Annotated in this window: 21 protein-coding genes; 17 read left to right on the top strand and 4 right to left on the bottom strand. The window is 65.9% G+C overall.

The features are described from left to right. Positions 1–209 precede the first annotated feature (209 nt). The 10 genes from ACMV5O_RS04980 to ACMV5O_RS05025 all read left to right on the top strand — a co-directional run bounded on the left by ACMV5O_RS04980 (position 210) and on the right by ACMV5O_RS05025 (position 8,283). On the top strand, positions 210–1,385 hold the full coding sequence (locus tag ACMV5O_RS04980; protein WP_416162457.1) for an aspartate aminotransferase family protein: 1,176 nt from the start codon (positions 210–212) through the stop codon (positions 1,383–1,385). Between the two features lie 9 nt (positions 1,386–1,394). After that, positions 1,395–2,318: an ornithine carbamoyltransferase gene (argF, locus tag ACMV5O_RS04985; RefSeq protein WP_416162458.1), complete on the top strand. Its 924-nt coding sequence runs from the start codon at positions 1,395–1,397 to the stop codon at positions 2,316–2,318. A 67-nt stretch (positions 2,319–2,385) separates the two neighbouring features. After that, a complete protein-coding gene (locus ACMV5O_RS04990) occupies positions 2,386–3,615 on the top strand; it encodes an argininosuccinate synthase (RefSeq protein ID WP_416162459.1) in 1,230 nt (409 codons plus the stop codon). 21 nt (positions 3,616–3,636) lie between these two features. Beyond that, complete coding sequence (locus ACMV5O_RS04995; RefSeq protein WP_416162460.1) at positions 3,637–3,867, top strand: DUF2788 domain-containing protein; 231 nt, start codon at positions 3,637–3,639, stop codon at positions 3,865–3,867. A gap of 14 nt (positions 3,868–3,881) precedes the next feature. Next, a complete protein-coding gene (locus ACMV5O_RS05000; RefSeq protein WP_416162461.1) occupies positions 3,882–4,217 on the top strand; it encodes a pyrimidine/purine nucleoside phosphorylase in 336 nt (111 codons plus the stop codon). Between the two features lie 18 nt (positions 4,218–4,235). After that, entirely contained in the window at positions 4,236–4,721 is a 486-nt protein-coding gene (locus ACMV5O_RS05005) for a YajQ family cyclic di-GMP-binding protein (protein WP_416162462.1), read from the top strand. A gap of 290 nt (positions 4,722–5,011) precedes the next feature. Then, on the top strand, positions 5,012–5,206 hold the full coding sequence (locus tag ACMV5O_RS05010) for a YjfB family protein (protein ID WP_416162463.1): 195 nt from the start codon (positions 5,012–5,014) through the stop codon (positions 5,204–5,206). A gap of 297 nt (positions 5,207–5,503) precedes the next feature. Beyond that, positions 5,504–6,028, top strand: coding sequence for a CoA pyrophosphatase (locus ACMV5O_RS05015; protein WP_416162464.1), 525 nt, complete (start codon positions 5,504–5,506; stop codon positions 6,026–6,028). A gap of 106 nt (positions 6,029–6,134) precedes the next feature. Beyond that, positions 6,135–7,070: a CobD/CbiB family protein gene (locus ACMV5O_RS05020; RefSeq protein ID WP_416162465.1), complete on the top strand. Its 936-nt coding sequence runs from the start codon at positions 6,135–6,137 to the stop codon at positions 7,068–7,070. Between the two features lie 31 nt (positions 7,071–7,101). Then, complete coding sequence (locus ACMV5O_RS05025) at positions 7,102–8,283, top strand: acetyl-CoA C-acyltransferase family protein (RefSeq protein WP_416162466.1); 1,182 nt, start codon at positions 7,102–7,104, stop codon at positions 8,281–8,283. 109 nt (positions 8,284–8,392) lie between these two features. On the opposite strand, the gene msrB is transcribed toward ACMV5O_RS05025, so the two are convergent. From msrB to ACMV5O_RS05040, 3 genes are all read right to left on the bottom strand, one after another. Then, complete coding sequence (gene msrB, locus ACMV5O_RS05030; RefSeq protein WP_416162467.1) at positions 8,393–8,794, bottom strand: peptide-methionine (R)-S-oxide reductase MsrB; 402 nt, start codon at positions 8,792–8,794, stop codon at positions 8,393–8,395. Between the two features lie 41 nt (positions 8,795–8,835). Beyond that, entirely contained in the window at positions 8,836–10,005 is a 1,170-nt protein-coding gene (locus ACMV5O_RS05035; protein ID WP_416162468.1) for a DUF2863 family protein, read from the bottom strand. A 115-nt stretch (positions 10,006–10,120) separates the two neighbouring features. Then, positions 10,121–10,954 (bottom strand): pyruvate, water dikinase regulatory protein, encoded by an 834-nt coding sequence (locus ACMV5O_RS05040; protein ID WP_416162469.1) that lies wholly within the window; start codon positions 10,952–10,954, stop codon positions 10,121–10,123. Between the two features lie 148 nt (positions 10,955–11,102). On the opposite strand from ACMV5O_RS05040, the gene ppsA reads away from it, so the two are divergent. Both ppsA and ACMV5O_RS05050 read left to right on the top strand, forming a co-directional pair. Beyond that, positions 11,103–13,469, top strand: coding sequence for a phosphoenolpyruvate synthase (gene ppsA / locus ACMV5O_RS05045; RefSeq protein ID WP_416162470.1), 2,367 nt, complete (start codon positions 11,103–11,105; stop codon positions 13,467–13,469). A gap of 145 nt (positions 13,470–13,614) precedes the next feature. Beyond that, positions 13,615–17,268: an EAL domain-containing protein gene (locus ACMV5O_RS05050; RefSeq protein ID WP_416162471.1), complete on the top strand. Its 3,654-nt coding sequence runs from the start codon at positions 13,615–13,617 to the stop codon at positions 17,266–17,268. 70 nt (positions 17,269–17,338) lie between these two features. Here ACMV5O_RS05050 and ACMV5O_RS05055 read toward each other — a convergent pair whose 3' ends face one another. Next, a complete protein-coding gene (locus ACMV5O_RS05055) occupies positions 17,339–18,871 on the bottom strand; it encodes a fumarate hydratase (protein ID WP_416162472.1) in 1,533 nt (510 codons plus the stop codon). A 263-nt stretch (positions 18,872–19,134) separates the two neighbouring features. Here ACMV5O_RS05055 and acs point away from each other — a divergent pair, with 263 nt between their 5' ends. The 5 genes from acs (at position 19,135) to ACMV5O_RS05080 (ending at position 26,929) form a co-directional block, all read left to right on the top strand. Beyond that, on the top strand, positions 19,135–21,099 hold the full coding sequence (acs, locus tag ACMV5O_RS05060; RefSeq protein WP_416162473.1) for an acetate--CoA ligase: 1,965 nt from the start codon (positions 19,135–19,137) through the stop codon (positions 21,097–21,099). Between the two features lie 199 nt (positions 21,100–21,298). Continuing rightward, positions 21,299–21,496: a hypothetical protein gene (locus ACMV5O_RS05065; protein ID WP_416162564.1), complete on the top strand. Its 198-nt coding sequence runs from the start codon at positions 21,299–21,301 to the stop codon at positions 21,494–21,496. 13 nt (positions 21,497–21,509) lie between these two features. Then, positions 21,510–24,251, top strand: a complete 2,742-nt coding sequence (locus ACMV5O_RS05070) for an ATP-binding protein (RefSeq protein WP_416162474.1) — start codon at positions 21,510–21,512, stop codon at positions 24,249–24,251. 29 nt (positions 24,252–24,280) lie between these two features. Next, on the top strand, positions 24,281–24,649 hold the full coding sequence (locus tag ACMV5O_RS05075) for a response regulator transcription factor (RefSeq protein ID WP_416162475.1): 369 nt from the start codon (positions 24,281–24,283) through the stop codon (positions 24,647–24,649). Positions 24,650–24,652: 3 nt separating this feature from the next. Further along, positions 24,653–26,929 carry an exonuclease domain-containing protein gene (locus ACMV5O_RS05080; protein WP_416162476.1) on the top strand — a complete coding sequence of 759 codons (2,277 nt, stop codon included), beginning with the start codon at positions 24,653–24,655 and terminating at the stop codon, positions 26,927–26,929. The last annotated feature ends 34 nt before the right edge of the window (positions 26,930–26,963 follow it).

The following is a 26,963-nucleotide window of genomic DNA, read 5'->3' on the forward strand; positions in this document are numbered from 1 at the left end:
CGCTCGCGTTCCGGTTCTGCACTGCCGGAATCAAAGCGCGGCGCATTCTAGCAGAAATCGGGCCTTGCCCGCGGGGCAGCATGCGCCTGCAGCGCCCGTAGGCTTATGTACAGGGCGCCGGGTTTTGGCTTAACATCCCGCACACTTTCCTGCACGGCGGCGTCTGCCGCCGTGTGCGTTTCCTGGCTTCGTCGAACTCGAGGTACCCCATGTCCCATGTCATGAACACCTACGCCCGTCTGCCGGTGGCTTTCTCGCACGGCGAGGGCGTGTGGTTGTACGACGAGACTGGCAAGCGTTATCTCGATGCCCTCTCCGGCATCGCCGTCAGCACCCTCGGCCACAACCATCCGCGCCTGGTCAAGGCCATTGCCGACCAGGCCGCGCGCGTGCTGCACACCTCCAATCTCTACGGCATCCCGCTGCAGGACAAGCTCGCCGACCGCATCGCCGCAGTCTCCGGCATGGACGAGGTCTTCTTCTGCAACTCGGGCTGCGAGGCCAACGAGGCCGCGATCAAGCTCGCCCGCATGTACGGCCACAACAAGGGCATCGAGCTGTCACACATCATCGTCATGGAGCAGGCCTTTCACGGCCGCACCATGGCCACCTTGTCGGCCACCGGCAACCGCAAGGCGCAGGCCGGTTTCGAGCCGCTGGTGCAGGGCTTCATCCGTGTCCCCTACAAGGACATCGAGGCTGTCCGCAAGGTCGGCGAGCACAACCACAGCGTCGCTGCCGTGATGCTCGAGATGATCCAGGGTGAAGGCGGGGTCAACGTCGCCGACGAGGCCTTCCAGCGCGAGCTGCGCGCCCTGTGCGACGAGATGGGCTGGCTCATGATCTGCGACGAGGTGCAGTGCGGCATGGGTCGCACTGGCAAGTGGTTCGGCTGGCAGCACGCCGGCACCATGCCCGACGTCATGACGCTGGCCAAGGGCCTGGCCTCGGGTGTGCCGATCGGCGCCTGCGTCACCGCGGGCAAGGCCAAGGGTCTGTTCGGGCCGGGCAACCACGGCTCCACTTTCGGTGGCAACCCGCTCGCCTGCGCAGCGGGCCTGGCCACCTTCGACGCCATCGCCGACGACAAGCTGATGGACAATGCCATCGCCGTCGGCGACGCGATCCGCAAGGGCATGGCCGAGGCGCTCGACGGCGTCGCCGGCATCGTGGACATCCGCGGCCGCGGCCTGATGATCGGCATCGAGCTCGACCGCCCCTGCGGCGTGCTGATGGGCCGCGCGGCCGAGCAGGGTCTGCTGCTGTCCGTCACCTCCGAGCGCGTGGTGCGCTTGCTGCCCGCGCTCACCTTCACCGCCGCCGACGCCCAGACGCTGGTGGCCATGCTGGCGCCGATGATTCGCGACTTCCTTGCGAACGGCTGAGGACCGCCCATGACTTCGATCAAGCACTATCTCCAGTTCAAGGATTTCACCCGCGACGAATACGACTACGTGTTCGCGCGCGCCAAGTGGATCAAGGACAAGTTCAAGCGCTACGAGCCCTACCACCCGCTGTTCGACCGCACGCTGGTGATGATCTTCGAGAAGGCCAGCACCCGCACGCGGCTGTCCTTCGAGGCCGGCATGCACCAGCTCGGTGGCTCGGCGATCTACCTCAACACGCGTGACTCGCAGCTCGGTCGCGGCGAGCCGGTGGAGGACGCCGGCCAGGTCATCTCGCGCATGAGCGACCTGGTGATGATCCGCACCTTCGAGCAGGACATCGTCGAGCGCTTCGCCGCCAACTCGCGCGTGCCGGTCATCAACGGCCTCACCAACGAATACCACCCGTGCCAGATCCTGGCCGACATCTTCACCTACATCGAGCACCGCGGCTCGATCCAGGGCAAGACGGTGGCGTGGATCGGCGACAGCAACAACATGTGCAACACCTGGCTGCAGGCCGCCGAGGTGCTGGACTTCAATGTGCATGTGTCCACGCCCCCCGGCTACGAGGTCGAGCCCGAGCGCGCCGGCCTGTACGGCACCGACAACTTCGAGCAGTTCGCCGACCCGATGGACGCCTGCCGCGGAGCCGACCTGGTGACCACCGACGTGTGGACCTCGATGGGCTTCGAGGCCGAGAACGAGGAGCGCATGAAGGCCTTCGCCGACTGGTGCGTGGATGCCGAGATGATGTCCGTGGCGCACAAGGACGCGGTCTTCATGCACTGCCTGCCGGCGCACCGCGGCGAGGAAGTCACCGCCGAGGTCATGGATGGGCCGCAGTCGGTGGTGTGGGACGAGGCCGAGAACCGCCTGCACGCGCAGAAGGCGCTGATGGAATACCTGATGCTCGGCCGCATCGAATTCTGATCTACCCAATACTCACGGCATGCACGGGCGTGCGCGCCGGCAACACAGCAGGAAACAGGAAAACAGCATGAGCGACGTCAATAAAGTAGTGCTCGCCTACTCGGGCGGGCTGGACACTTCGGTCATCCTGAAGTGGCTGCAGGACACCTACCAGTGCGAAGTGGTCACCTTCACCGCCGATCTCGGCCAGGGCGAGGAGCTCGAACCCGCGCGCACCAAGGCGCTCAAGTTCGGCATCAAGCCCGAGAACATCTTCATCGACGACCTGCGCGAGGAGTTCGTGCGCGACTTCGTCTTCCCGATGTTCCGCGCCAACACCATCTACGAAGGCGAATACCTGCTCGGCACCTCGATCGCCCGTCCGCTGATCGCCAAGCGCCAGATCGAGATCGCGCGCGCTACCGGCGCCGACGCCGTCTCGCACGGCGCCACCGGCAAGGGCAACGACCAGGTCCGCTTCGAGCTCGGTTACTACGCGCTGATGCCGGGCGTGAAGGTCATCGCCCCGTGGCGCGAGTGGGACCTGCTGTCGCGCGAGAAGCTGCTCGCCTACGCCGAGAAGCACGGCATCCCCATCGAGATGAAGCACAAGCAAGGCGGCTCGCCCTACTCGATGGACGCCAATATGCTGCACATCTCCTTCGAAGGCCGCCACCTCGAGAACCCCGCCGCCGAGGCCGAGGAATCCATGTGGCGCTGGACCGTGTCGCCCGAGGCCGCGCCCGACGCGGCCGAATACGTCGACCTCGAGTTCGAGCAGGGTGACCTCGTCGCCATCAACGGCGCCCGCATGAAGGCGCACGAGCTGCTCGCCAAGTTGAACGAGCTCGGCGGCAAGCACGGCATCGGCCGCCTCGACCTGGTCGAAAACCGCTACGTCGGCATGAAGAGCCGCGGCTGCTACGAGACCCCGGGCGGTACCATTCTGCTGCGCGCACACCGCGCCATCGAATCGATCACGCTCGACCGCGAAGTCGCCCACCTCAAGGACGACCTCATGCCGCGCTATGCCAGCATGATCTACAACGGCTACTGGTGGAGCCCCGAGCGCCAGGCGATTCAGGCGCTGATCGACCACACCCAGCAGACCGTCAATGGCTGGGTGCGCCTCAAGCTCTACAAGGGCAATGTCATCGTCACCGGCCGCGACTCCAAGACCGACTCGCTGTTCGACCCGACCATCGCCACCTTCGAGGACGACGCTGGCGCCTACAATCAGAAGGATGCCCACGGCTTCATCCGCCTCAACGCGCTGCGCATGCGCATCGCCGCCAACGCCCGGGCCAAGCGCGGCTAAGCGGGGGCCGGACACGCCGTAATGGACAATGAAGTCTTCCTCTTCGGGCTCACCTTTGCCGAGTTCGAGGACATTTCGCTCAAGCTCGGCCTGTCCGCGCTCATTGCGTTCATGATGTTCATCATCTGGAACCTGGGCAAGGAGTCCAAGGCCGGCCGCTACGGCATGCTGTGGATGTTCCTCGGCCTGGGCGTGGGCGTGGTCGGCTTCATTGCCAAGGGCGTCATCCAGAAGCTGCTCGGAATCGAATAAGGAATCTGCAACCCATGGGCATCACCACCACCTTCGACGGCGTCACCGTCACCACCCAGGCCAACGTCTATTTCGACGGCAGGTGCGTCAGCCACGCGATCCAGTTTGCCGATGGCACCAGGAAGTCGGTCGGCGTCATCCTGCCGGCCGCGCTCACCTTCGGCACCGGCGCTCCCGAGATCATGGAGGGCGTGGCCGGCAGCTGCCGCGTGCGCATGAAGGGCGCCGATGGCCCGCCCGGTGAGTGGACGACCTACGGCGCCGGCGAATCCTTCAGTGTGCCGGGCAACTCGAGCTTCGACATCGAGGTCGTCGGCGAGCCTTACCACTACATCTGCCACTACGGCTGAGCGCGGGGGAGGGAAGCCATGCCGTCTTTCGACATCATGTCCGAGGTCGACCAGCCTGCGCTGCGCAACGCCGTCGAGCAGGCCAACCGCAAGGTCGACGGCCGCCACGACTTCAAGGGCACCAGCGCCAAGATCGAGCACGCCGACAAGCTGCTGACGATCTACGGTGACAGCGACTTCCAGCTCGACCAGATCAAGACCATCCTGCTGCCCGAGATGACCAAGAAGAACGTCGACGTCCGGTGCCTGGACTACGGCGACGTGCAGAAGATCTCCGGCAACAAGGTCAAGCAGGAAGTGAAGGTGCGCGTCGGCGTCGACCAGGATCTGGCCAAGAAGATCGTCAAGCTGTTGAAGGACAGCAAGATGAAGGTCCAGGCCGCGATCCAGGGCGACGCCGTGCGCGTCTCCGGCGCCAAGCGCGACGTGCTGCAGGAGGCCATCGCGCTGGTCAAGAAGCAGATCACGGACTTTCCGCTGCAGTACGGGAACTTCAGGGACTGAACTCGCCGAGCGCCTTCGCCGGGCTTGCCAGCCGACGGCGTAGGCCACCCGTGAGCTGATCCGGGCGGGCCGCGCACAGGCCGCATAGGGCCGTACCGGCTGCGACGCGGCGGGTGAGTGACGCAGAACAAGCGCTGCAGGCCCAGCCTTTCGGCAGCCATCAGGTGAACCCATTCGTTTCCCCAATGCGAGCCTGGCGGGCGGTCATTCAAGTTTGTCGTGCATTCACCGTTATGCCTTGCAGGGGCGCCTTTGTGGCGCCATCCATCTGCAGCAAGAGGAAGTCCATCATGGATGCAAGTGCCATCGCCGCCGCCGTCACCGCCAACAGCCAGGCGCAACTCCAGCAGGAGGTGTCGGTCGAGGTGCTGAAGAAGGCGATCGACATTCAGGCCGAGAGCGCTATGCAACTCGTGCAGGCCATCCCCCGTCCGCCCGCGGCCGTGGGGAGCACGGCGGGTGGGGTGATCGATATCTGGGCGTGAGCGAAGCGGAGTTCCCGAGCGAGGCCGGGCCGGATCAACGGTGCGCCCGGGTGCGGGTTTCGATCACCTGCGGAACATTCGCGGCCATCAGTGATCATCCGTCTCGTCTTGATGCATCGATGTCACATTGCTGCCGTGGATGAAGATGCGGCGTTCGTGGGCTGTTAGTCCGTTTACCCTGCTTCGAGGATTGATGTTTTGTCGCACTCCCCCGTTGGATCGGAGATCTCCCTTCTGCGTGAGCGGCTTCGGTGCTCCCAGGGGGGCGTAGAGCCAAATGCCGACTGGGGCGGGCTGATGATGCAGCGCGCCCCGATTCCGGCCGCGGTCCTCGTGCCGTTGGTCGTGCGCGCCGATCATGCTTCGGTCCTCCTCACCAAGCGCACTGAGCACCTCCACCACCACCCTGGCCAGATCAGCTTTCCTGGCGGTCGGGTGGAGAAAGGCGATGCATCGGCCGTCGAGACTGCCTTGCGCGAGACGGAGGAGGAGATCGGCCTGCAGAGTCGCCATGTCGAGCTGCTTGGTGCGCTGCCCGACTACCTGACCGGCACCGGCTTCAGGGTGACGCCCGTGGTGGGGCTGGTGCATCCTCCCTTTGCGCTCAAGCTCGACGCCTTCGAGGTGGCCGAGGCCTTCGAGGTGCCGCTGTCACACTTCCTCGATCCGGCGAACCACGAGGAGCACAGCATCATGCACGAGGGGCGCTTGCGGCGTTTCCATGCCATGCCGTACGAAGGCTACTTCATCTGGGGGGCGACGGCGGGGATCATCATGTCGCTGTACCGGGTGCTGAGGGCGGAGGGCGGGCGTAGCGCATGAGGCGAGGCGGGGCAAGGGGTGGCTTTGTGATATCTTCACGACTCGAATTTTCACGCCGATCGGGCGTGACTTCCCTTCGCTTGAGCTACCGCCTGTCCCGTTTCGCATGACGCTTCTTGCGCTGATCCTCGCTCTGCTGCTCGAGCACGTGCGCGCGCTCCCCGGGCGGTGGCGGGTGTTGGCACCCTTGGGGCGTGTGGCGGAGGGCATTGCCAGGCGCTTGGACGACGGTAGCCGCGCCAGCGGGCGGCTTGCCTGGTTGCTGCTGGCGGGGCTGGGCACCCTGGGCACGGCGGTCGCGTACTGGCTGGCGTGGGAACTGCACCCGGTGTTCGCCTTTGCCTGCAACATCGGGGCGCTGTACCTGTGCATGGGCTTTCGCCACGAAAGTCATCATTTCACCGAGATTCACCTTGCGCTGCGCATGGGCGAACTCGAACGTGCTCGCACGCTGCTGGCGGCCTGGCGCGGCGGGCGCTACGACGAGGCAAGCCCGAGTGAGATTGCGCGCCTGTCGATCGAGCAGGCGCTCGTGGCGGCCCACCGTAACGTGTTTGGCGTGGTGTTCTGGTTCTCGATCCTGCCGGGACCGAGCGGTGCCGTCCTGTATCGGCTGGCGCGCTATCTGCACGATGAGTGGGGTGCGCGAAGCACGGGCGGCGAGCCTGGCGCTGGCGATTTCGGCCGCTTCGCCCAGCGCGCCTTCGAGGCGCTCGACTGGGTGCCCGTTCGCATCACGGCGACGGTCTATGCCGTGATGGGCAACTTCGAGGATGGTGTTTATTGCTGGCGCTCGCAGGCCGTGCTGTGGTCGGACAAGTCGTCGGCTATACTGATTGCGAGTGGTGGGGGCGCGCTGGGAGTGAGGCTCGGCATGCCGGTCCATGAGTCCGGTGTGATCGTCGATCGGCCCGAGATGGGGCTGGGAAGCGAGGCGGGCGTCGACCACCTGCAAAGCACGGTAGGCCTGCTTTGGCGGGCATTACTCGTGTGTCTGTTCCTGCTGGTGTTGCTCGGCGCAGCCGGGTGGGTTGGCAGGTAGTACGTTTGAATTCAAAAAGAGGGAGTGGGTTATGGCAAATCGTGAAGTCGTTGTTCTGAGTGCTGTTCGTTCCGCCGTGGGGGGTTTTGGCGGCTCGCTGAAGGACATGGAGCCGTCCGAACTGGGTGCGGTGGTGGCGAAGGAAGCGTTCGCGCGCGCGGGCGTCGATCCCAAGGCGGTGCAGTTCGCGGCCGTCGGCAACTGCATTCCGACCGACTCCCGCTATGCGTATGTGGCACGTGTGGCGACGGTCAACGCCGGTATGTCGACCGACTCGGTGGCGTTCGCGGTCAACCGCCTGTGCGGCTCGGCCCAGCAGGCCATCGTCAACGCCGCCCAGGCCATCATGCTGGGCGACGCCGACTACGCCATCGGCGGCGGTGTCGAGGTGATGTCGCGCGGTGCCTACCTGCTGCCGGCACTGCGCAGCGGTGCCCGCATGGGCGACACCAAGGCCATCGACGCGATGGTCGCGGTGCTCACCGACCCCTTCGGCGTCGGCCACATGGGCATCACCGCCGAGAACCTGTGCACCAAGTGGGGCATCTCGCGTGAAGAGCAGGACGCCTTCGCGCTCGAGTCGCAGAAGCGCGCCGCCGCGGCGATCGCCGATGGCCGCTTCAAGAGCCAGATCGTCCCGATCAGCTTCGAAACCCGCAAGGGCACCGTGGTGTTCGAGACCGACGAGCATCCGCGCATGACCACCCTGGAAGCGCTGGGCAAGATGAAGCCGGCCTTCAAGAAGGATGGTTCGGTGACCGCCGGCAACGCCTCGGGCATCAATGACGCCGCCGCCTTCCTGGTGATGGCCGATGCCGCCAAGGCCGCTGCCGCCGGCCAGAAGCCGATCGCCCGCCTGGTGTCATACGCGATCGCCGGTGTGCCCAACGAGATCATGGGCGAAGGTCCGATCCCGGCCACCAAGCTTGCCCTGCAGCGCGCCGGCCTGAAGCTGGATCAGATCGACGTGATCGAGTCCAACGAAGCCTTCGCCGCGCAGTCGATCGCGGTGAACCGCGGGCTCGAGCTCGACACCGCCAAGGTCAACCCCAACGGCGGCGCCATCTCGCTCGGCCACCCGGTGGGCGCGACCGGCGGCGTGATCATCACCAAGCTGCTGCACGAGCTGATCCGCACCAATGGCCGTTACGGCGTCGCCACCATGTGCATCGGCGGCGGCCAGGGCATCACCACGGTGTGGGAACGCGTGTAAGCGCTGTTTTCAGCTGACAGGAAACCCGCGCGGCCGTGAGGCTGGCGCGGGTTTTTTTGTGGCTGGGTGCCGCGGCATTTCAGGCGCAAGGTCGAATCAGACCTGCCTGTTAGTCGGCATCCTTCTCGAGCTTGATCGAGGCCGAGTTGATGCAGTAGCGCAATCCGGTGGGCTGAGGGCCGTCCTCGAAGACGTGGCCGAGATGGGCGCCGCAGTGCTGGCACAGGACCTCGGTGCGGACCATGTAGTGGCTGCGGTCCACCGCGGTGGCGACGTTGTCGGGTTCGGCGGCGGTCCAGAAGCTGGGCCAGCCGCAGCCGGCGTCGAACTTATGCTCGGAGCGGAACAGCGGGGCGCCACAACAGACGCAGTTGTAGGCGCCCTTGTCCCACACGTTCCAGTATTCGCCGGTGAAGGCGCGCTCGGTGCCCTTCTCGCGGGTGACGTGGTATTGCATGTCGGTGAGTTCGGCGCGCCACTGGGCTTCGGTCCTGTCGATCTTCTCGCTCATGCGGTTCTCCGCGGGGGTGTGTGAGTGGCGTTTGCGGCGTATCAGTGCAGATGACGCGGCATCTGGTCCGATTGTTCCTCGGGCATCTCGGCGTGCACCACTTCACCCTCGGGCGAGGGGTAGAGCGGCGCGCCGCAGTCGTCGCAGTACTCCAGCGGGAACTGATGGTCGAGGTGCACGATGTCGGCGATGCCCGATTCGCGCAGCACGGCATCGATCTGGGCAGTGCAGTCGGTGGTTTCGTCCTCGGCGCCGAGCAGCGGCCACACCACCCCATGGACGATGTCCTCGCGCCCGCGCACGGTGAAGCCGATGCGGTATTCCTCGAGGTTGCGGTCCCAGAACGGGGCGATCACGGCGCGCAGGTTGGCGGCCGGGGTCTCGAGCGTGGTCGCGAGGAAGGCGACCGAGGCCCGTACCGAGTAGGGGCGGCTGTCCTTGTCGGCGGCACGGCTGGCGGCGAAATAGGCTTCAGGCAGCACCAGCTCGATGGCGCAGCCGGGCAACAGCGGCGCCAGACAGGCGCCGCCCTGGGTGCGCCATTGCTCGCGCGCGCTGTCTCGGCTGCCGTCGGTCTCCTGCCAGCGGAACAGCGCGCTGCCGCGCGGAACGGCGACGGCGGCGAGCAGGTAGCGCGTGTCGGACAGGAACTGGGCGGTCTCGGGCATGCCCTCGGTGTCGATGTGGAGATCGAGGTTGTCGAGGGCGGCGCCGCCGATGACCTTGGCGAATTCGGCGGTGGCACAGTAACCCTGCGGCAGCTGGTCGGGGCTGAACAGGAAGTCGGCCACCGACAGGCGCGCGCCTTTGGCGAGCACGTGCGCCTGCAGGTGCACGCGAAGGTTGGCAAGCACCGCGGGCGGAACGCTGGTGGCGGGGATGCGGTAGCGCGACCAGGCCATCACCGGGGCGGCGATGAGGACGACGTCGTGCGTGTTGGCCGCGCCGGCCGCGCATTCGGCGCGCGATTCGATATGGTCGGCGAGTTCGTCGTAGGCGCGCGGCTCGCTGCTGTAGAGGTGGTCGAGCGCAGCGTTGAGCGCCTCTTCCTCGTTGTCGGCGAGGGCTTCGTCGAGGACCGTGGTGATCTGCTGCTCCCAGTAGCGGTCTTCGACACGGCTGCCGGATTCGGCGAGGCCGTTGGCGAGCCAGACGAGTTGCTCGGCAATGCGGCCGAGGCCGCCGCGGCGCTTGAGGCGCGTTCTTTTCATGGGGATGTCCTGTGCTGTTCCGGCCATCGCGCCCGGAGGGGCGCGACCAGGCCTTCATTCTAGCCGAATGGGGCAAGCCGCCCCGCGGTGCGTGTCACACCGTCGGGGGCTGGGCTCAGAAGCCGGGGCGATCGACGCGCACGGTCTGCAGGATGGTGGCGGAGATCTCCTCGATCGACTTCGTGGTGGACTCGAGCCAGCGGATGTTCTCGCGGCGCATCAGTTTTTGCGCGGCGTCGATCTCGTAGCGGCAGTTCTCCAGCGAGGCGTAGCGGCTGTTTGGGCGCCGCTCCTGGCGAATCTGCGACAGGCGCTCAGGGGCAATGGTGAGGCCGAAGAGCTTGGTGCGGTACTTGTGCAGCTCGCCGGGCAGCTTGTTGCGCTCGAAGTCTTCGGGGATCAGCGGATAGTTGGCCGCCTTCACCCCAAACTGCATGGCGAGGTAGAGGCTGGTGGGCGTCTTGCCCGAGCGCGATACGCCGACCAGGATGACGTCGGCCTCGGCGAGCTCGCCGTCACTGGAGACGCCGTCGTCGTGCGCCATGGCGAAGTTGATGGCCTCGATGCGGTGCTTGTAGTTGGTGCTGTCGGCAATGCCATGGAAGCGGCCGACGGCATGCGTCGAGCGCTGGCCGAGCTCGGTTTCGAGCGGGCCGATGAAACGCTCGAACAGGTCGAGGAACAGGGCGTCGGCTTTGTGCAGTGCATCAACCGTGGCCTGATTGACGAGGGTGCTGAACACGATCGGGCGCAGGTCGTCCTCGGCTGCGGCCTCGCGGATCTGGTTGGCGCAGTCGATGGCCTTGTCTATGTTGTCTACGAATGGCGCGCGGATCTGGCGGAACTTGGCTTCGGGAAACTGCGCAAGCAGGCTGTGGCCAAGGGTTTCTGCGGTGATGCCGGTACCGTCTGAGACAAAGAACACGGTGCGGCGCGGGGTGTCGGTCATGATTGTGGGCCTTGGACTGCCAGGACGGGTGGGGTCGATCAGGGCGACCCGGCATTGGGGCAAACCCTGTCGTGCGGCACAGCACAAAAAATCGTAAACTGCGTTCTTCGATATTTTGCTTTTTCTCCAACATTTGCGGAAGCCACCCATGACACGCTACGTGATCCCCTTCAACGAACTGCGCATGACCGACGTCGAAAAGGTCGGCGGCAAGAATGCCTCCCTTGGCGAGATGCTCAGCCAGTTGCCCGCCAGCGTTCGCGTGCCGGGTGGCTTTGCGACCACCGCAGAAGCCTATCGCGAATTCCTCGCTCACGACGGCCTGGCCGACCGCATCAACGCCGCGCTCGATGCGCTGGACGTGGATGACGTCGATGCGCTGGCCAGGACCGGTGCGCAGATCCGCCAGTGGATCATCGATATTCCCTTCCCGGCCAAGCTCGAGGCCGAGATCAAGACCGCCTACGAGCAGATTAGCGCAGAAGGCGAGGGCAGTTTCGCAGTGCGTTCGTCGGCGACCGCCGAAGACCTGCCCGACGCCTCATTCGCCGGCCAGCAGGAGACCTTCCTCAACATCCACGGCTACGAGAACATCCTGCACGCGATGAAGGAAGTGTTCGCGTCGCTGTACAACGATCGCGCGATCGCCTACCGCGTGCACAAGAACTTCGCCCACGCCGACGTCGCGCTGTCGGCCGGCGTGCAGCGCATGGTGCGCTCTGACACCGGGGCCTCGGGCGTGATGTTCTCGATCGACACCGAGTCGGGCTTCGACCAGGTGGTGTTCATCACCGCGTCCTATGGACTGGGCGAGACCGTCGTGCAGGGTGCGGTGAACCCGGACGAGTTCTATGTGCACAAGCCCACCCTGGCGCTGGGCAAGCCGGCGGTCATCCGCCGCAATCTGGGCTCCAAGCTGATCAAGATGGTGTTCACCGACAAGGCCGTGGCCGGCCGCTCGGTGCGCACGGTCGACGTGCCGGAGGCCGACCGCAACCGCTTCTCGCTCACCGACGAGGACGTGCTCGAGCTCGCCCGCTACGCCGTCATCATCGAGAAGCACTACGGCCGCCCGATGGACATCGAGTGGGGCAAGGACGGCGTCGACGGCAAGCTCTACATCCTGCAGGCGCGCCCCGAGACCGTTAAGAGCCAGGACAGCGGCCTGGTGATGGAAAAATACCGTCTCAAGCAGTACGGCAAGGCGCTTACCCACGGCCGCGCGATCGGCCAGAAGATCGGCGCAGGTGTCGTGCGCGTGGTCGGCGACGCCTCCGAGATGAACCGCGTGCAGGCGGGCGACATCCTCGTCACCGACATGACCGACCCCAACTGGGAGCCGGTGATGAAGCGCGCCAGCGCCATCGTCACCAACCGCGGCGGCCGTACCTGCCACGCCGCCATCATCGCGCGCGAGCTGGGCATCCCCGCCATCGTCGGCTGCGGCAACGCCACCGAGGTGCTGCACGAGGGCGAATCGGTCACCGTGTCCTGCGCCGAGGGCGATACCGGCTACGTGTACCGCGGCAAGCTGGACTTCGAAGTCATCACCACCGATATGGGCAACCTGCCCGAGATTCCGGTGAAGATCATGATGAACGTGGGCAACCCCGAGCTCGCCTTCGAGTTCGCGCAGATCCCCAATGGCGGTGTCGGTCTGGCGCGCCTGGAGTTCGTCATCAACAACATGATCGGCATCCACCCCAAGGCGATCCTCGACATCGGCCAGGTGCCGGCCAACCTGCGCGACGAGATCAACCGCCGCTCGCGCGGTTATGCGACGCCCAAGCAGTTCTTCATCGAGAAGCTGGTCGAGGGCGTGGCCACCATCGCCGCGGCCTTCTATCCGAAGCCGGTGATCGTGCGCATGTCCGACTTCAAGTCGAACGAGTACCGCAAGCTGCTCGGCGGCGAGATCTACGAGCCGGAAGAAGAGAACCCGATGCTCGGCTTCCGTGGTGCCTCGCGCTACATCGCGCACAGCTTCCGCGACTGCTTCGAGATGGAAGTCGCCGCGATGAAGAAGGTGCGCAACGAACTCGGCCTGACCAACGTGCAGATCATGATCCCCTTCGTGCGCAACGTCGAAGAGGCGAAGGGCGTGGTCGATCTGCTGGCCGAGCATGGCCTCAAGCGCGGCGTGAATGAGCTCAAGCTGATCATGATGTGCGAGATCCCCTCCAACGCCATCCTGGCCGAGCAGTTCCTCGAGCACTTCGATGGCTACTCGATCGGCTCGAACGACCTCACCCAGCTCACCCTGGGTCTGGACCGCGACTCGGGCCTGGTGGCGCACGCCTTCGACGAGCGCGACCCGGCCGTCAAGCAGCTGCTGTCGATGTCGATCCAGGCCGCGAACAAGATGGGCAAGTATGTCGGCATCTGCGGCCAGGGCCCGTCGGATCATCCGGATCTGGCCGAGTGGCTGATGGACGAAGGTATCCAGACCATCTCGCTGAACCCGGATACGGTGGTCGACACCTGGCTCAAACTGGCCGAGCATCGCGCCGGTTGAGCACCGCGGTAATTCCTTTCGCGTAGCGGTCGGCGCTATGATGCGGCGTTTGGTCCCATCCTAGCTCGACCCCATGTCCCGACCTCCACCCTCGATGCCTCCTGATGCCCCCGATGCCGACGGGGGCGGTCAGGAGGCACATGGGATGGCGGCGGGAGATCTCTCCGCTTATGCCGAACAGATCGGCCAGCGCGCCCGCCGCCAGGCGCAGATGCTGGCTGCCCTGGTGTCGGTGCAGCGCGACTTTCTCGTCGGCGGCGCGGTGCACGACGTGTTCGAGCGCATGCTTGGGCATCTCGTCGCGCTGACCAGCAGCGAATACGGCTTCATCGGCGAGACGCAGAAGGATGCGGACGGCAAGCCCTTCCTGCGCATGCACGGGCTGTCCGACCTGTCGTGGAATGCACAGACGCGGGCCACCTTCGAGCGTGTGCGTGCAGGCGGCTTCGAGTTTCGCAACATGGATACGCTGTTCGGTGAGGTGTTGCGCACGACTGCAGCTGTCGTCGTCAACCAGCCGGCGCTCGATCCGCGCCGCGGTGGCCTGCCCGAGGGGCATCCGCCGCTCGACTGTTTCCTGGGGCTGCCGCTGATGCAGGGTAGCCAGCTCATCGGCATCGTGGGGCTGGCCAACGCCCCGGGTGGCTACGACGACCGGCTGGCTGCGGATCTGGCGCCCATGCTGGCGACCTGCTCCAGCATGATCCTCGCCCTGCGCCTGGAGCAGGAGCGCAGGCGCACCGAGATCGCGCTCGATGCGCTTGCAGCGCGCTACACGATGTTGTCGGGTGCACCTTTCTACGAGGCGGTGTGCAAGCACTTCGCCGAGGCCTTGCAGATCGACCAGGCCTTTGTCGGCGAGCTGTCGGCCGCGGGCGACGCGGTGACCGTGCGTGCCGGCTGGGCCGATGGCAAGCCGCTGGGGGCCTTCAAGTATTCACTGATGCATACGCCGTGCGAGCGCGTGATGGGGCGTGAGCCCTGCGTGTTTGCGTGCGATGTGGCTCGGCACTTTCCGGAAGACCGCGTCCTGGTCGAGGGCGGCTACGCCGCTTACTGTGCCACGCCGCTGTTCGACAAGGAGGGTGGCCCCCTCGGCCTGCTGGTCGGCTTGTCGCGTCAGCCGCTGGCGGACGAGGCGGCCGCGCGCGAGTTGCTCGAGATCTTCGATGGTCCTGTGAGTGCCGAGCTCATTCGCGAGCGCGCCGAGGCTGCGCTCAACCGGCGCATCGAGTTCGAGCGCCTGGTGGCGCGGATCTCTTCCGAGCTGATGCCGGCGCGGCCGGACGAGGTGGCCGGCCTGCTCACGCGTGCGCTGGCGCAGATTGGTCCGTTTGCCGATGCCGACCGGGTCTTCGTGTTCGAGGTCAGCGATGACGGACAGTTGCTCGACAACACTTACGAATGGTGTCGGGAGGGCGTCTCGCCGCAGCGGGACAAGCTGCAACGCGTCCCCTTCGACGACGTCATGCTCTTCTGTCGCCTGATCAAGCGCCACGAGATTGTCGATTTTCCCGACGTCCACGCCTTGCCCGCGGGGGCGGAAGTCGACCGCGAGGTCTTGTCCGCGCAGTCGATCCAGTCCACGCTCGCCGCACCGATGGTCGTCAACGGACGGTTGCTGGGCTTCGTCGGCCTCGATTCGGTGCGTTCGGCGCGCCAATGGTCGGACGAGGAGAAGACCCTGATGCGGCTCACTGGCAACGCCTTTGCCAGTGTGCTCGAGCGCAAGCGCATTGACGACACGCTGCGCGAGAGCGAGGCGCGCTACCGCTCAGTGGTGGAGAGCGTGAAGGAGGTCATCTTCCAGGTCGACCTGGACGGGCGCTGGATCTTCCTCAACCGGGCGTGGACCGATCTCACCGGCCACCCGGTGGAGGAGACGCTGAGGCGAGCCTATGTCGACTACGTCCATCCGGGTGATCGCGATCTGCATCAGGAACTGTTCGACATGCTGCGTCGGCGCGAGGAGGTGTCCTGCACTCAGGCGCTGCGCTACCAGCGCATCGGCGGCGGCTCGCGCTGGGTCGAGCTCAACGCGCGGCCGGTGTTCGATGCCAGCGAGACCTTGCTGGGCTTCTCGGGCACGCTCAACGACATCACCCTGCAGAAGGAACACGAGGCTCAGCTCGAGTACATCGCCCACTACGACGCGCTGACCGGCCTGCCCAACCGGGTGCTGCTGCACGACCGCCTCAGTCGCAGCATGGTGCAGTCGCGCCGCCGCGGGCAGCAGCTCGCTGTCGCCTACATCGACCTGGACGGGTTCAAGGCAGTCAATGACACGCACGGTCACCACGTCGGCGACCAGTTGCTGACGACGGTGGCGGCACGCATGAAGGGTGCCCTGCGGGAGGCGGACAGCGTGTCGCGGCTCGGCGGTGACGAATTCGTGGCCGTGCTGGTCGATCTGCCCGATGCGGAAGCCTGCAAGCAGCTCACCCAACGGCTGCTCAGCGCGGTGGCGCAATGCGTGTGGGTGGCCGAGCTCGAGCTGCATGTGTCGGCCAGCATCGGCCTCACCCTTTACCCGCAGAGCGAGGAGGTCGACGCCGATCAGTTGCTGCGTCAGGCCGATCTGGCGATGTATCAGGCCAAGCTCGCGGGCAAGAACCGCTACCACTTCTTCGACACCGACCACGACCGCAGCCTGCGCGGACGCCACGAAGGCCTGACGCGGATCCGCAAGGGCATGCGGGCGGGCGAGTTCGCGCTGCTTTATCAACCCAAGGTGAACATGCGCAGCGGGGCCGTGGTGGGTGTCGAGGCCCTGATCCGCTGGCGGCATCCCGAGCTTGGCTTGGTCGAGCCTGCCGCCTTCCTGCCGGTGGTCGATGACCACCCGCTTGCGACCGAGCTGGGCGACTGGGTGATCGGGCAGGCGCTGGCCCAGGCGGCGACATGGAGGCGCGACGGGCTGGCATTGGCGGTGAGCGTGAACATTGCGGCGCGCCATCTGCAATCGGCCGATTTCATGGTGCGCCTGCAGGCTGCGCTGAGCCGATATCCCGAGCTGGCACCGGGCAGCCTGGAGTTGGAGGTGCTCGAGAGCAGCGCGCTCGAGAGCATGACGCGGGTGACCCAGATCGTCGAGGCATGTGCCGCGATCGGGGTGTCATTTGCGCTGGACGACTTTGGCACCGGCTATTCGGCCCTGGCCTACCTCAAGCGCCTGCCGGCGGCGCGGCTGAAGATCGACCAGTTGTTCGTGCGCGAGATGCTCGACGACCCGGAAGACCTGGCGATCCTCGAGGCCATTCTTGGCCTGGCGCGCGCATTCCGGCGCGAGGTGGTGGCCGAGGGCGTGGAGTCCGAGGCCCATGGCCGCATCCTGCTGCAGCTCGGCTGTGAGGTCGCCCAGGGTTACGGCATTGCGCGGCCGATGGCGCCGGATGCGATCCCGGGCTGGGTGTCGTCGTGGTCACCACCGGCGTCGTGGCGCGGGCGGGCGGCGGTGAATCGGGAGTTCATTGCGCTGATCTACGCGCAGGTCGAGCACCGCGCCCTGGTGCGCAAGCTCGCTGCGCACGTGGCCGACGGCACGCCGCTGTCGAGCCAGACGGCGGCGCATGCCTGCAGCCTCGGCGAGTGGGTCGAGTCGCTGGCGGAGATGGGCGCCGATGGGGCGCAACTCGAGCAGGTGTGTCTGGACCACACTCACCTGCACGAGTCCATCGACGGACTGGTCGCCAGCCATCGTGTATCGGACGCAGCGCGCGTGGTCGCGCAAATGGGGCGCGTACGCGAGCGACTCGATGCGCTACTGGAGGGGCTCCACAAGCTGCTCGACGCCCATTGAGCGGCGCGTTCCCGGCACGCGGCGCGCGGCGGGCCGGGCCCATGGCCCGACCCGTGCGGCATTGCAGCAATCAGGCGACCGCGACCGGGATCTTGCCGATCCTGGCCTGCCACTCCTTCGGGCCGGTGTTATGGACGCTGGTGCCGTTGGCGTCGACCGCGACCGTCACCGGCATGTCCTGCACGGTAAATTCGTAGATCGCTTCCATGCCGAGATCCTCGAAGCCGACGACCCTGGCTTCCTTGATCGCCTTCGACACCAGGTAGGCCGCGCCGCCGACCGCCATCAGGTAGGCCGACCTGTTGTCCTTGATCGCCTCGATGGCGACCGGGCCGCGCTCGGACTTGCCGATCATCGAGATGAGGCCGGTCTTCTCCAGCATCATGCGGGTGAACTTGTCCATGCGGGTGGCGGTGGTGGGGCCGGCGGGGCCGACGACCTCGTCACGCACCGGGTCGACCGGGCCGACGTAGTAGATGACGCGGTTGGTGAAGTCGACCGGCAGCTTCTCGCCCTTTTCGAGCATGTCGGCGATGCGCTTGTGGGCGGCGTCGCGGCCGGTGAGCATCTTGCCGTTGAGCAGCAGGATCTGGCCCGGCTTCCAGGAGGCGACCTCTTCCTTGGTCAGGGTGTCGAGATTGACCCGGGTGGCGACGTTGGTGTCGGCCTTCCAGGTGACCTGCGGCCAGTCTTCCAGCTTGGGCGTCGGCAGATGGGCCGGGCCGGAGCCGTCGAGGTGGAAATGCACGTGGCGGGTGGCGGCGCAGTTGGGGATCATCGCGATCGGCAGGCTGGCGGCGTGGGTCGGGTAGTCCATGATCTTGACGTCGAGCACGGTGGTGAGGCCGCCCAGGCCCTGGGCGCCGATGCCGAGCGCGTTGACCTTGTCCATCAGCTCCAGGCGCAGCGCTTCCACGCGGCTGAGTTGGGCGCCCGAGGCGGCCTTCTCGCGCAGTTCGTGGATGTTGACCGGCTCCATCAGCGATTCCTTGGCCAGCAGCATCGCCTTCTCCGGCGTGCCGCCGATGCCGATGCCGAGGATGCCCGGCGGACACCAGCCGGCGCCCATGGTCGGCACGGTCTTCAGCACCCAGTCCACGATCGAGTCCGACGGGTTGAGCATGACCATCTTCGACTTGTTCTCCGAGCCGCCGCCCTTGGCCGCACAGATCACCTCGACCTGGTCGCCCTCGACGATCTCGTAGTGCACCACCGCCGGGGTGTTGTCCTTGCTGTTCTGGCGCTTGCCCGCCGGGTCGAGCAGCACCGAGGCGCGCAGCTTGTTGTCAGGGTCGTTGTAGGCGCGGCGCACGCCTTCGTTGATCATTTCCTGGACGCTCATCGTGGCGTCCCAGCGCACGTTCATGCCGACCTTGAGGAAGACGACCGCGATGCCCGTGTCCTGGCAGATGGGGCGATGGCCTTCGGCGGCCATGCGCGAGTTGGTCAGGATCTGGGCGATGGCATCCTTTGCCGCCGGGCTTTCCTCGCGCTCGTAGGCCTCGCCGAGCGCCTGGATGTAGTCGAGCGGGTGGTAGTAGCTGATGTACTGGAACGCATCCGCGATCGACTGGATGAGGTCTTCTTGGCGAATGATCGTCATGGCGCTTGGTCTCCGGATGACATGGGGGCAGAATGGCGCGAACGGCCCCTGCGGGCCGTTAAGGCGCTGAATTCTAGCACTCCCCTGTCGGCCTCGTCGCTGGCCGGGGAGTGTAAGTCCTGTGTAAGATAAATATCTTTTAATGCGCCCACTTCGGCGTATATGGGTGTCTGCAAGCAGCGACCGATTTCAAGGCTGGAACCAACCAGCCAGACCCGTCCTGGGTCAGCTTCAACCATTTGAACAGTTGAGGAGAGGTGAGCATGTCCAACGAACAACAAGTCCGCATTTACAAGCCCTCGGAAGAGATGGTCAAGAACGCAGCGGTTTCCGGCATGGAGGGATACCGGGCGCTGTGCAAGGAAGCCGAGGATGACTACGAAGGCTACTGGGGGCGTCGGGCGAAGGAGTTGCTGGACTGGAAGGAGCCCTTCACGCAGGTGCTCGATGAATCCAATGCGCCTTTCTTCAAGTGGTTCGCCGACGGCAAGCTCAACGTCTCGTACAACTGCCTCGACCGCAACGTCAATAACGGCCTCGGCGACAAGGTCGCACTGATCTTCGAAGCGGACAGCGGTGAAGTCACCAGGGTCACCTACAAGGACCTGCTCGCTCGCGTCAGCAAGTTCGCCAATGCCCTGCGCGGCATGGGCGTCAAGAAGGGCGATCGCGTCATCATCTACCTGCCGATGTCGATCGAAGGCGTCGTCGCCATGCAGGCCTGCGCACGCATCGGCGCCACCCACTCCATCGTCTTCGGCGGCTTCTCGGCCCAGGCCCTGCGCGACCGCATCGAGGATGCGGCTGCTGTTGCCGTGATCACCTCCGACGGCCAGTTCCGCGGTGGCAAGGCGCTGCCGCTCAAGCCGATCGCCGACGAGGCGCTGTCGCTGGGCGGCTGCGATACGGTCAAGAACGTCGTCGTCGTCAAGCGCACCGGCGCCGACATCAACATGGTCGCCGGTCGCGACAGCTGGTATCACGAGGTGGTCGCCAGTCAGTCCGAGACCTGCGAGCCCGAGTGGGTCGAAGCCGAGCACCCGCTCTTCATCCTCTACACCTCGGGTTCCACCGGCAAGCCCAAGGGCGTGCAGCACTCCTCGGGCGGCTACCTGCTGCAGGCGGTGCTGTCGATGAAGTACACCTTCGACATCAAGCCCGACGACGTCTACTGGTGCACGGCCGACATCGGCTGGGTGACCGGCCACACCTACATCACCTACGGCCCGCTCGCCTGCGGCGCGACCGAGATCGTGTTCGAGGGCGTGCCCACCTACCCGGACGCCGGCCGCTTCTGGAAGATGATCCAGGACCACAAGGTCAGCATCTTCTACACGGCGCCGACGGCCATTCGCTCGCTGATCAAGGCGGCCGACAACAACCCGGCGGTGCATCCGACCAAGTACAACCTGTCCTCGCTGCGCATCCTCGGTTCGGTGGGCGAGCCGATCAACCCCGCAGCCTGGGAGTGGTACTACGAGAACGTCGGCGGCAGCCGCTGCCCGATCGTCGATACCTTCTGGCAGACCGAGACCGGCGCCCACATGATCACGCCGATGCCGGGCGCCACGCCGATGGTGCCGGGTTCGTGCACCCTGCCCTTCCCGGGCATCATGGCCGCCGTGGTCGACGAGACCGGCACCGAGGTGCCCTGGGGCCAGGGCGGCATCCTGGTGGTCACCAGGCCGTGGCCGTCGATGATCCGCAACGTCTGGGGCGACCCCGATCGCTTCAAGAAGACCTACTATCCGGAGGACTTCAAGGGCAAGCTCTATCTGGCGGGCGACGGCGCCATCCGTGATGTCGAAACCGGTTACTTCACCATCACCGGCCGGATCGACGACGTGCTGAACGTCTCCGGGCACCGCATGGGCACGATGGAAATCGAATCGGCGCTGGTCGCGCACGAGAAGGTGGCCGAAGCCGCGGTGGTCGGTCGTCCGGACGATGTCACCGGCGAGGCGATCGTCGCCTTTGTGGTGCTCAAGGGCGTGCGCCCCACCGGTGAGGAAGCAGCCAAGGTCATCAAGGAGCTGCAGAACTGGGTGGGTCACGAGATCGGACCGATTGCCAAGCCCAAGGACATCCGCTTTGGCGAGAACCTGCCGAAGACGCGCTCGGGCAAGATCATGCGCCGTCTGTTGCGTCAGCTGGCCAAGGGCGAGGACGTCACGCAGGACACTTCGACGCTGGAGAACCCGGCGATCCTTGAGCAGCTCAAGGGCTGAGCGCCGTCGGCTGGGTTGCGAGGCCCGGCCGTGCAAGAACGATAGGGGGAGAGGCCCGACCATTGAGCCGGGCACAGGGGGGAGACCGGGCACGCGCAACGCGTGAACCCTGATCGTGCGAAGCGCCGAACCCGTCCACAAGAACGGGGCGGCGCCTTCGTCAGCCATTGCGCGAGGCGAACATCATGGGAGGGTCATGATGCGCAAGGGACTGGCCGGACAGCGTCTGGTGGCCGTGTTCATCGCCGGCATGCTGTTGCTGAACTATCCGATTCTTTCTTTGTTCGACCGGCCATTGAGCCTGTTCGGACTGCCCTTGCTACACGTCTATCTGTTTTCCGTCTGGATCGGACTGGTGGTGGCCGTGGCCTGGATCGTCGAGCGCGGAGCGCGATGATGGGGAGGGCGCGATGCTGCCGGGCTGGCTGATCGTTGGCGTTTCCTTCGCCTATCTGCTGTTGCTGTTCGCGGTCGCCTATTTTGGCGATAGACGGGCCGACCAGGGCCGCTCGATCATCGCCAACCCCTGGGTCTACAGTCTGTCGCTGGCGGTGTACTGCACGGCGTGGACCTATTTCGGCAGCGTCGGTCGGGCCGCCTCGGGCGGGACCTCCTTCCTGCCGACGTACCTCGGGCCCACGCTGGGCCTGGCGCTGGCCTGGCTGGTGGTGCTGAAGATGATCCGCATCGCCCGCAGCCATCGCATCACCTCGATCGCCGACTTCATCGCCTCGCGTTACGGCAAGAGCCACCTGCTTGGCGGGCTGGTCACCATCATCGCGGTGGTGGGGATCGTGCCTTACATCGCCCTGCAGTTGAAGGCCATCTCGAGCGGTTACGCGCTGCTGATCGGCGACCATGACACCCTGTTTCGCGCCGAGGGGCCGACCGGCTGGTGGCGCGACAGCACGCTCTACATCGCGCTCACGCTGGCCGCGTTCACGGTGCTGTTCGGCACCCGCCACCTCGACACCACCGAGCGCCACGAGGGCATGGTGGCGGCGATCGCCTTCGAGTCCGTGGTGAAGCTGCTCGCCTTTCTCGCTGTCGGTATCTACGTCACCTACTGGCTATACGACGGTTTCGGCGACCTTTATGCACGTGCGATGGCGGCGCCGGAACTTGCCAACCTGCTGGCGTTCGACGGCGTTGGCCGCCTAGGGTACGGCGGCTGGTTCGCCCATGTGCTGCTGGCGATGCTGTCCATCATCTTCCTGCCGCGCCAGTTCCAGATCGCGGTGGTAGAGAACGTCAACGAGCAGCACCTGCGCCGCGCGACCTGGGCCTTTCCGGCCTACCTGCTGGCGATCAACATCTTCGTGATTCCGATCGCGATCGGCGGACTGCTGCATTTCGGCCAGGGCACGGTCGATCCGGATACCTTCGTGCTGACGCTGCCGCTTGCGCACGACAATGCGGCGCTGGCCCTGTTCGTGTTCGTCGGCGGGTTGTCGGCGGCCACCGGCATGGTCATCGTCGAGGCCATCGCGCTGTCGACGATGGTGTGCAACGACCTCGTGATGCCGATGCTGCTGCGCAGCCGACGGCTGAACCTGGCGCGCGAGCGCGACCTCACCGGACTGCTGCTCGCTATCCGGCGCGGCGCCATCGTCGGCGTATTGCTGCTGGGCTACCTCTACTTCCGTCTCGCCGGCGAAGCCTACGCGCTGGTCAGCATCGGCCTCATCAGCTTTGCGGCGGTGGCGCAGTTCGCGCCCGCCATGCTCGGCGGCATGTACTGGCGCGGTGGCACGCGCGAAGGCGCACTCGCCGGCCTCCTCGCAGGCTTTGGCGTGTGGGGTTACACGCTGATGCTGCCATCCTTCGCGAAGTCGGGCTGGCTCGACCCCGGTTTCCTCGAAGCGGGGCTGTTCGGCCTGAGCTGGCTCAAGCCCGAGGAGCTCTTTGGTCTGGTGGGCTGGGACAACATCACGCATGCGCTGTTCTGGAGCCTGCTCGCCAACATCGGCTGCTACGTCGGCGTGTCGCTACTGCGCATCCCGACCGGCGCAGAGGCCACGCAGGGCGCGCTGTTCGTCGATGTGTTCCGGCGCGCCGATGCGCCGCCCGCCAGCTTCTGGCGCAGCGGCGCCGAGGTGCGTGATCTGCTGCCCCTGGTCGCGCGCTTCCTCGGCCAGCGTCGCACCGAGGAGGCCTTCAGTGCCTATGCGCGTACCCACGGCTTCGAGCGCATCGAGCAGCTCAAGGCCGACCCCGAGCTCGTGCATTTCGCCGAGTCGCTGCTGGCGGGGGCGATCGGCAGTGCGTCGGCGCGGGTGATGGTATCGACCGTGGTGCAGGAGGAGCCGCTCGGCCTCGGCGAGGTGATGGACATCCTCGACGAGGCTTCGCAGGTGCGCGCCTACTCGCACAAGCTCGAGGAAAAATCGCGCGCGCTCGAGGCGGCGACCGCGGAGTTGCGCGCCGCCAACGAACAGCTGAAGGAGCTCGATCGCCTCAAGGACGACTTCATGTCCTCGGTGACGCATGAGCTGCGCACCCCGCTGACCTCGATCCGCGCCTTCTCCGAGATGATGGTCGACGACCCGGAAATCGACGTCGAGGACCGCCAGCGCTTTCTCGGCATCATCGTGTCCGAGACCGTGCGCCTGACTCGGCTGGTGAATCAGGTGCTGGACATGGCCAAGATCGAGTCCGGCCATGCCGAGTGGCACAACACCGACATCGACATGCGCGAGCTGGTGCAGCACTCGGTCGATGCCACGATGCAGCTGTTCCGCGACTGCGGTGCAGCGGTGCATGTCGACATGCCCGACGCGGTGCCGGTGCTGCGTGCGGACCACGACCGCCTGCTGCAGGTGATGCTGAACCTGCTGTCGAACGCGGCCAAGTTCGTGCCGCACCGAGGCGGGCGGGTGGATGTGCGGCTGCGGTGCGACGGGCACATGCTGCGCGTCGACGTCCGCGACAACGGGCCGGGGATCGAGGCTGCGCTCGTACCGGTCATCTTCCAGAAATTCCGTCAGGGCGGTGACGAGCGCTCCCGCCCGCAGGGTACGGGGCTCGGTCTGCCGATCAGCCGCCAGATCGTGGAGCACTTCGGAGGAAGGCTGTGGCTGGAGTCGACCCCGGGAGAGGGGGCGACTTTCTCCTTCGAATTACCGCTGGCGTCGGCGCCGACCGAGCGATGACATAGAATAGCGCCCGGGGAGGAGCATCAATGAACAAGAAAGTGCTGATCGCGGACGATGAGCAGAACATCGTCATTTCTCTGGAATTCCTCATGAAGCGGGAGGGCTTCGAGGTCTTGATCGCCAGCGACGGCGAAGAGGCGGTGAGCCGCATCCGCGCCGACCACCCCGACCTCGTCCTGCTCGACGTGATGATGCCCAAGAAGAGCGGCTTCGAGGTGTGTCAGGAGATCAAGGCCGACCCCGCACTGGCGACTGTCCGGATCCTGATGCTCACGGCGAAGGGGCGCGACACCGAGGTCGCCAAGGGCCTCGCTCTGGGGGCCGATGCCTACATGACCAAACCCTTCTCCACCAAGGAACTGGTGGAAAAGGTGCGCAGCCTGCTCGGGAGCTGATCGATGTCCGCGCGCGTGCGTTTCATCCTCGCCGTGATCTTGCTGTTCTTGTTGATGACCGGGCCTTTTCTGCTCACTGCGCTCATCATCTGGGTGGAGACCACGGAGGAAGGGCGCGCACAGCTGATCGAGGTGGTTGCGCCGCATCTGACGCTGGGGACCATGCTCACTGCGCTCGGGTTTGCCGCCGGGGTAGGGGTGGTGCGTGCGCTGTTCCGCCAGTACGTGCAGGGTTTGCTGCGCATGTCCGAGCATCTGCGCCTGATGCTGGGCGCCAACCGCGGCTTTCGCGTCCAGCCCGATGGCCCGCCCGAGGTGCAGGCGCTGGCGCGGGCGACCAACGAACTGGCCTGCCAGCGCGATGCCTTGCTCGGCGACGTGGAGGCGCAGATCGCCCGCGCCAAGGAGTCGGTCGAGCTCGAGAAGAATCGTCTCGCCACGCTGATGTCCGAGCTCACGCAAAGCGTGGTGGTGTGCAACCTCGACGGCCGCATCCTGCTCTACAACCAGCGCGCGCGCATGCAGTTCCGCGCCTTGTCCGACGCGCCCGCGGTGGCGGGCGGGGGCGAACTGATCGGGCTGGGGCGCTCGATCTATGGTGTTTTCGAGCGCAACCAGATCGCGCATGCGCTCGACACCGTGCAGCAACGTCTGCGCCGGGGCGTGGTGCAACCGCAGGCGAACTTCGTGACCACCACCCGTGCCGGGCAGTTGCTGCGCGTGCAGATGGCGCCGGTGCTGTCGGTGCTCGGCGCCGCGCGCCAGGAGCCGACCCTCGCCAACGGTGGGGGCGAGTCGAACGCGGGCACAGCCCACGAGGGGCCGGCCGAGGCGGCGGTCGCGGTCGGGGCTTCGGGCGTGCCATCGCAGGCCGAGCGCATGCTGACCGGCTTCATCCTGATGCTCGACAACATCACCCGCAACTTCGAGAACGAGTCGCGCCGGGACCAGATGCTGCACGGGCTGACCGAGGGCAATCGCGCCTCGCTCGCCAACGTGCGCGCGGCGGCCGAGATGCTCGACTACGCCGATCTGCCGGAGGAAATGCGGGTGCGCTTTCGCAGCGTGATCCGCGACGAGGTGCAGGCGATGAGCCAGCGCCTGGACCAGACCGCGAACGAATTCGCCGATTCGCTGAAGGCACGCTGGCCGCTCGAGGAGATGCTCGGCGCCGACCTGATCGCCGCCGTCCAGCGTCGCATCGAGAGCCGCATCGGCCTGCCGACCAAGCTCGAGGAGGTCGATGAATCGCTGTGGGTGAAGGTCGACAGCTTCTCGCTGATGCAGGCGATCACCTATCTCGCCAGCCGCCTGTCGGACGAGTTCGAGGTGCGCGAGGTGCGCTTCCGGCTGACCGCAGCGGGGCGGCTGCTGCACCTGGACCTGATCTGGTCGGGGCAGGCGATGAGCACCGAGACGGTCATGAGCTGGGAACTCGAACCGATGCAGATCGACGGCGAGAGCAGCCCGCTGACCGTGCGCGACGTGATCGACCGCCATGATGGCGAGATGTGGCTCGAGCGCGAGAAGGTGCGCCACCGCGCCTTCTTCCGCATCCTGCTGCCGGCGGCGACGCCGCAGGAGCAGGTCGAGTCGGAAACCTACCTGCGCGGCGAGAGCCGGCCCGAGTATTACGACTTCGATCTGTTTGCCTGGTCCGAGAAATCCCATGGACTCGAAGACCGCCTGCTGTCCGAGCTGACCTACACGGTGTTCGACACTGAGACCACCGGCCTCAACCCGTCTCAGGGCGACGAGATCATCCAGATTGGGGCGACCCGCATTCTCAACGGCAAGCTGCTGCGCAGCGAGTCCTTCGAGCAACTGGTCGATCCGCGGCGGCCGCTGGCGGCCGAGTCGGCGAAGATCCACGGCATCACCGCGGACATGCTGCGTGGGCAGCCGACGATCGACAAGGTGCTGCCTGCCTTCCATGCCTTTGCCGCGGACACGGTGCTGATCGCGCACAACGCGGCCTTCGACATGCGCTTCCTGCAGTTGAAGGAGCCACAGACCGGGCTGCGTTTCGACCAGCCGGTGATCGACACCTTGCTGCTGTCGGCGGTGATCCAGCCCAACCAGGAGTCGCACCGCCTGGAGGCGATCGCCGAACGCCTCGGACTCACCATCGTCGGCCGCCACACCGCGCTCGGCGATGCGATCGTGACCGCGGAGGTGTTCCTGAAGCTGGTGCCCTTGCTGGCCGAGAAGGGCATCCGTACGCTGCGCGAGGCGCGCGAGGCGGCAGAAAAGTCCTACTACGCACGGATCAAGTACTGATGTCCGGGCGGTACGGCGCGTTCCGGCGGGGTTG

This window comes from Thauera sp. WH-1, from assembly GCF_047806685.1.
Classification (GTDB): Bacteria; Pseudomonadota; Gammaproteobacteria; order Burkholderiales; family Rhodocyclaceae; genus Thauera.